Origin of the sequence: Magnetofaba australis IT-1, from assembly GCF_002109495.1 — a bacterium.
In the GTDB taxonomy this organism is placed as follows: Bacteria; Pseudomonadota; Magnetococcia; order Magnetococcales; family Magnetococcaceae; genus Magnetofaba; species Magnetofaba australis.
Map to the genome: position 1 here is coordinate 1 of NZ_LVJN01000009.1, position 5,875 is coordinate 5,875.

The following is a 5,875-nucleotide window of genomic DNA, read 5'->3' on the forward strand; positions in this document are numbered from 1 at the left end:
GTCGCGTGAGATGAGATTTCTCTTTCAGATGTTTCTGCTGAACGGATAGCACACCCTCAGATAGTGCGTATTATCCGCTATTCATGGCCGCCTTATTGAGACTGTTCAGGGAACAAGCCCGGCATCCACTCGGCGGCCAATGTGGCGGAAAATTGCCAGGTGAACGGCGCGCGCGGCCCATCCGATGTGATAGCCTGGCGCTCCTGCAAAGCGGTGTGAGAATGGCGCCGTAAAAATGCATCACTGAAACAGCTTGGATCGTCCAAAAATGGCGGTCCAAAAATCCCACACCAGAAAAAGCTCTCTAACTCAGAAAACTCAGTCATAGAGTTTCCGGGTCAGGGGGTGGGAGGATGTATTCAGTGAGCATGTACAGAGAAGTGCGTTTGGCGGTAACCAGAGGCGGGATGAGCAAGCGCAAGGCGGCGGAGGCCTTTGAGCTGGATCCGCGCACCGTGCGCAAAATGATGGAGAACCCTGAGCCGCCAGGCTACCAGCGGAGCAAGCCGGTCAGATTGCCCAAACTGGGGCCGTTCACCGGGTTCATAGATCAGATTCTCAAGAACGATCTGGAGAAGATCAAGAAGGAGCGCCACACCGCGCAGCGGATATATGAACGGCTGCGCGATGAATACGGCTACGACGGGAAATATGGCGCGGTCAAGGAGTATGTGCGCGGCAAGCGTCTGCATCTGAAAGAGAAGTTTGTTCCCCTCAGCCATGCGCCCGGACACGCCCAGGTGGACTTTGGGCAAACGCACGGCGTGATCGGCGGCGTGGAGCGCAAGATCCACTTTTTCTGTATGAGTCTGCCCTACAGCGACGACAGCTTCGTTATGGGCTTCCCCGCGGAAACCACGGAAGCGTTTTGTGCGGGGCATAACGCCGCCTGTGATCACTTCGGCGGCGTTCCCCAAAGCATTCTGTACGACAACACCAGCATCGCCGTGGTCAAAGTTTACCGGGATGGTCGCCGAGATCTGACCGAAGAGATGATCCGGCTGCAATCCCATTACCTGTTCGATAGCCGCTTTGGCCGCCCGGCGCGAGGTAACGACAAAGGCAAGGTCGAGGGGCTGGTCGGCTACGCCCGACGCAACTTCATGGTCCCGGCTCCCCGCTTTGAATCGTTTGATGCGCTCAATGAGAATGGCGCCGTAAAAATGCATCACTGAAACAGCTTGGATCGTCCAAAAATGGCGGTCCAAAAATCCCACACCAGAAAAAGCTCTCTAACTCAGAAAACTCAGTCATAGAGTTTCCGGGTCAGGGGGTGGGAGGATGTATTCGGGTCCATCTGCATAAAGGTACCAAACCCACCACAGACTCAGGCTTGATCTCTGATCCGCATGATGGTCTGTCGGCTGGTGGAGAACTGGCGTGCAATCGCTGAAATCGGCTCGCCATTCTCAATGAGCGTGCGCACGGTCTGCTGCTGATCAGGAGATAGGGCTGGCGGTCGCCCGAGCGGTTTGCCTTGCGCTTTGACGCGGGCGAGCCCCGCTTGAGTGCGCTCGATGAGAAGGTCGCGCTCGAACTGGGCGATTGCGTTGATGACGTGCATGGTCATCTTCCCGGCGGAGCTGGTCAAATCGATTCCACCCAGGGCCAGGCAATGCACGCGGATGCCCATCATCTCCAACTTGGCCACGGTCGTGCTGACATCAACGGCGTCACGTCCGAGTCGGTCGAGTTTAGTGACAACAAGCACGTCCCCCCGCTCCATTTTATCGATCAAACGGGCAAATCCTTTGCGCTGAGCAATGGCCATCGATCCGGACACGGTTTCCGTAATAATCCGGTGGGACTCGATGTTGAAGCCTGCCGCCTCAATCTCACGAAGCTGATTCTCAGGCTCTTGTTCAACGGTTGAGACACGGGCATAAGCGAAGGTTCTGGGCATGGCGCGTCCGGGCGTTGCGATTGTTACGAAATGGCTGTACGGAATTATACCCCTGTCCTATAATGGATCAAGCTATTTTCTGAACAGGTGTTTCGCCACTGTTCAAAATCGTCCCCTTCCGGCCACCCAAGCCAAGGTCTGTTATGCCACGCATGCGCATCCTCACCGCGAGCGAACAGGAGGCTTTCGACAAGCCGCCGCAGTTCGATCATCGAGAGCGCAAACAGTTTTTCCTCTTGCCCAAAGGGTTGATGGATATCGCCGCCACACTGCGCACGCCCAGCGGTCAGATCGGGTTTTTGCTGATGTGTGGATATTTCAAAGCGACCAAGCGCTTTTATCAGCCACAGGATTTCCACGAGCGCGATATTGTGTTTGCCGCTCATCAACTCCATCTGGGAGATCAACCCTTCAGAACGACGGATTACACCGAAACCACCCGCTTGCGACATCAGCGCCGCATTCTCGAATTTTACGGCTTCACCTCTTTTGACAAAAAGGCGGAAACGATCATCGCTGCCGAGATTGCAACCATGGCGCGGATGCATCTCAAGCCCCGGCTGATTCTCGACCGTTGTGTGGATTTCCTGATCCAACACCGTTCTCAGGTACCAACTGCCCGCAGTTTGACAGAGTTGATCCGCCGTGGCTTACATGACCGTAAGGCAAAGCTGGCGGCGTTGATGGATGCTCATCTCACCAGTGAAGCGCGCGATCTCCTGGATGATCTGTTCAGCACATCGGATGATCAGAACCGCTATCGTCTGACCCTGCTCAAAAAGCTGTCGCAATCAACGAAACCGACGCGGATCAAGGAAAGCATTACGGATTTTGAAACGTTGACGGCGCTTTACGGTCGGCTCGAAGGCATTCTGTGCGTGCTTGATCTCGGCATGGCCGGTGTCCGCTACTTTGCCGGGAGCGTTCTGAAGGCGCGCATCTTTCAACTCCAGCAGCGTGCTGAGGCAGACCGCTATGTTCACGCCGCCGCCTTCGTAGCGCATCAGCACTTCCGCATGCAGGATAATCTGGCCGATCTGTGGCTCAGTGTTATGGCGTCTTTCCAAACAACCGTTTCCCGCGAGCACAAGGAGCGATTGCTGGAGAACCGCAAGAGTCAGCAGGAGCAGTTCAAAGCCGTCATGAATGATCTGGACGCATCGGTTCTTGGCGTGATCCGCGAAATTCGCAATCTGACGGATGCGGCCGACTTATCGGATACACAGAAAATCGTGCAAATTCGTACACTACTGGATCGCAACCAAACCGACGCCTTCGATCGGTTGAGAGCTGATCTGGAAATCAGCGGACAAGATCGAAGCTGGTTTGAAATGCTGGAATCCCATTCATTGAAACTGCAAAACCGCCTGAGCCCCATTTTGCGGGCACTCGCCTTCGAATCGAATGACCGCTCTGCGGCGCTGGTCATCGCCGCGGCGTATTTCAAGACCCGTGACGGCAATATCGATGAACGCGCGCCAGTGGGTTTTCTCAATGCGGATGAGTGCGCGATGCTGCGCCGTGGGGATGGCGCATTCCGCCCCTCTCTCTACAAGGTATTTCTGTTTCAGCATGTCACCGGCGCCATCAAGTCTGGTGATCTGAATCTTGCTTGCTCCTACAAATACCGCCCGATGGACGCCTATCTCATTGATCGTAAGCGTTGGAAGCGGGAGAAGACGTCTCTGTTGGAGCGGGCGGGCCTTACTGAGCTTGCCGATCCTGAGCCGATTCTGCTGAAGTTGGATGCGGCGCTTTACACACAATACCGAGCGACGAACAGCCGCGTCGCCGACAATCCGTATCTGAAAATCCGCGCCAACGGGACCTTCCATATTGCCACACCCGCGCTTGACGCCAGTAGCGCCGACCCACTTGGGGAGTTGTTCCCACAACGGCATGATGTGCCGTTGGCGCAAGTTCTGGAAACCATCAACAACCACTGCGGCATGCTCAATGCGTTTGAGCATTGGCAACAAACCCATTTCCAGCAGATGGCCTCCCATCCCGCGCTCCTGGCTGGGATCATCGGATTGGGGTGCGGCATCGGCGTGCGCAAAATGGCCCGGATCTCCTCACGCATTACCGAGAATGAGTTAGAGCACGCCGTCAATTGGCGCTTCTCGCTCGACAACATTCGCGCCGCCAATGACAGGGTGGTCAAAGCCATGGACGACATGGAGCTGCCCAATCTTTACCGCCGGGATACGCTGGCGTTGCACACCGCCAGCGATGGACAGAAGTTCGAGGTGCGCGGCGAGAGTCTGCACGCCAGCCGCTCGTTCAAATATTTCGGCCAAGGGCAGGGCGTGAGCGCCTACACTTTCGTCGACGAGCGTCATCTCCTGTGGCATTCGCTGATGATCAGCGCCGCCGACCGCGAAAGCGCCTATGTTATCGACGGGTTGATGCACAATGATGTCATAAAAAGCGACATCCATTCGACAGACACCCATGGCTACACAGAGGCTGTATTCGGTCTTACCCATCTGCTCGGCTTCTCCTTCGCCCCGCGCATCAAGGGGATTGGGAAGCAGACCCTCTACATATTCAAGCCGAAAGAGCGGGCGGATGAAAGTTGGAAAATCCAGCCTGACAAAACCATCAACGCGGCCCTTATCCGCGAAAACTGGGATGACCTGTTGCGTTTGGTCGCCACCATCAAGCTCAAGGAGAACAGCGCCTCTGACATCTTTCGGCGGCTCAACTCCTATTCCCGGCAACACGCGCTCTATCAGGCGCTTAAAGCCTTTGGTCAGATCATCAAGTCACTGTTTATCCTACGCTATGTCAATGATCTTGAACTCCGCCAGGCCATCGAGAAGCAACTGAACAAGGTCGAGCTGGCCAACCGCTTCACCCGTGCCGTTGCCGTTGGAAATCCCCGTGAGTTCACTCAGTCCGAAAAGGAGGAGCAGGAGATCGCCGAGGCCTGCAACCGCCTCATCAAGAACAGCATTATCTGCTGGAATTATCTCTACTTCACCCGCCAACTCGAAAAAGCCCCTGACGACGGCGCCAAGGAGAATCTGCGTCGCCTCATCGCCACCCATTCGCCCATCTCCTGGGCGCACATCAACATGCTCGGCGAGTACGATTTCTCCGAGGAAAAGCTCCGTGACTCCGTCGGAATCCTTCCCCTGAAACCGGCAGCATGAAACACCATCAACATCGGGAGGACCAAAACCGTTGATAGCCCTGCCAGATCAACTCAGTGTCAGATCCCCTGTGGTGGATTTGGTACCTTTATGCAGACGGACCCTATTCAGTGAGCATGTACAGAGAAGTGCGTTTGGCGGTAACCAGAGGCGGGATGAGCAAGCGCAAGGCGGCGGAGACTTTTGAGCTGGATCCGCGCACGGTGCGCAAAATGATGGAGAACCCTGAGCCGCCAGGCTACCAGCGGAGCAAGCCGGTCAGATTGCCCAAACTGGGGCCGTTCACCGGGTTCATAGATCAGATTCTCAAGAACGATCTGGAGAAGATCAAGAAGGAGCGCCACACCGCGCAGCGGATATATGAACGGCTGTGCGATGAATACGGCTACGACGGGAAATATGGCGCGGTCAAGGAGTATGTGCGCGGCAAGCGTCTGCATCTGAAAGAGAAGTTTGTTCCCCTCAGCCATGCGCCCGGACACGCCCAGGTGGACTTTGTCAATGGCGCCCGAAAAATGCAGCACCATGGCGCCGCAATAATGCATCACTTGGGCATTGGTTGGGCGCGTAGCGCACAACGGGGTTTGCCGTTTTCCTTTGTCTTTAAAAAAACGAACAAAAACATCTTTTCAACACACTTGAGATTCAGAATGAGGGAGAGGCGGCAGACCTGTGGGAAACGTGTTTTCGTTTTCCACAGGGATAGCGGAGCGTCCGCCTCTCCCGGAGCCGCAAGTGGGCAGGATCGCCAGTTTCAGGAAGGGTCGGTTTTGCTATTTGAGCAGGAAGCTTTTGTTTCTGCAGCGCGCTTTTG

At 55.6% G+C, this 5,875-nt stretch carries 4 protein-coding genes and 1 pseudogene; 3 read left to right on the forward strand and 2 right to left on the reverse strand.

Going from position 1 to position 5,875, the window contains the following annotated elements; translation table 11 throughout:
- Positions 1 to 92: 92 nt before the first annotated feature.
- Complete coding sequence (locus MAIT1_RS21395; protein ID WP_143814552.1) at positions 93 to 326, reverse strand: hypothetical protein; 234 nt, start codon at positions 324 to 326, stop codon at positions 93 to 95.
- 81 nt (positions 327 to 407) lie between these two features.
- Here MAIT1_RS21395 and istA point away from each other — a divergent pair, with 81 nt between their 5' ends.
- Positions 408 to 1,175: an IS21 family transposase gene (istA, locus tag MAIT1_RS00780; RefSeq protein WP_158089237.1), complete on the forward strand. Its 768-nt coding sequence runs from the start codon at positions 408 to 410 to the stop codon at positions 1,173 to 1,175.
- A 152-nt stretch (positions 1,176 to 1,327) separates the two neighbouring features.
- Here the strand turns inward: istA and MAIT1_RS00785 are convergent, their stop codons facing one another.
- The gene (locus MAIT1_RS00785; protein WP_085440120.1) at positions 1,328 to 1,903 is read right to left on the reverse strand and encodes a recombinase family protein; all 576 of its coding nucleotides are present in this window, start codon (positions 1,901 to 1,903) and stop codon (positions 1,328 to 1,330) included.
- A gap of 152 nt (positions 1,904 to 2,055) precedes the next feature.
- Here MAIT1_RS00785 and MAIT1_RS00790 point away from each other — a divergent pair, with 152 nt between their 5' ends.
- Entirely contained in the window at positions 2,056 to 5,061 is a 3,006-nt protein-coding gene (locus MAIT1_RS00790) for a Tn3 family transposase (protein ID WP_158089238.1), read from the forward strand.
- A gap of 155 nt (positions 5,062 to 5,216) precedes the next feature.
- Positions 5,217 to 5,875, forward strand: a pseudogene (locus MAIT1_RS00795) (hypothetical protein); the annotation flags it as partial.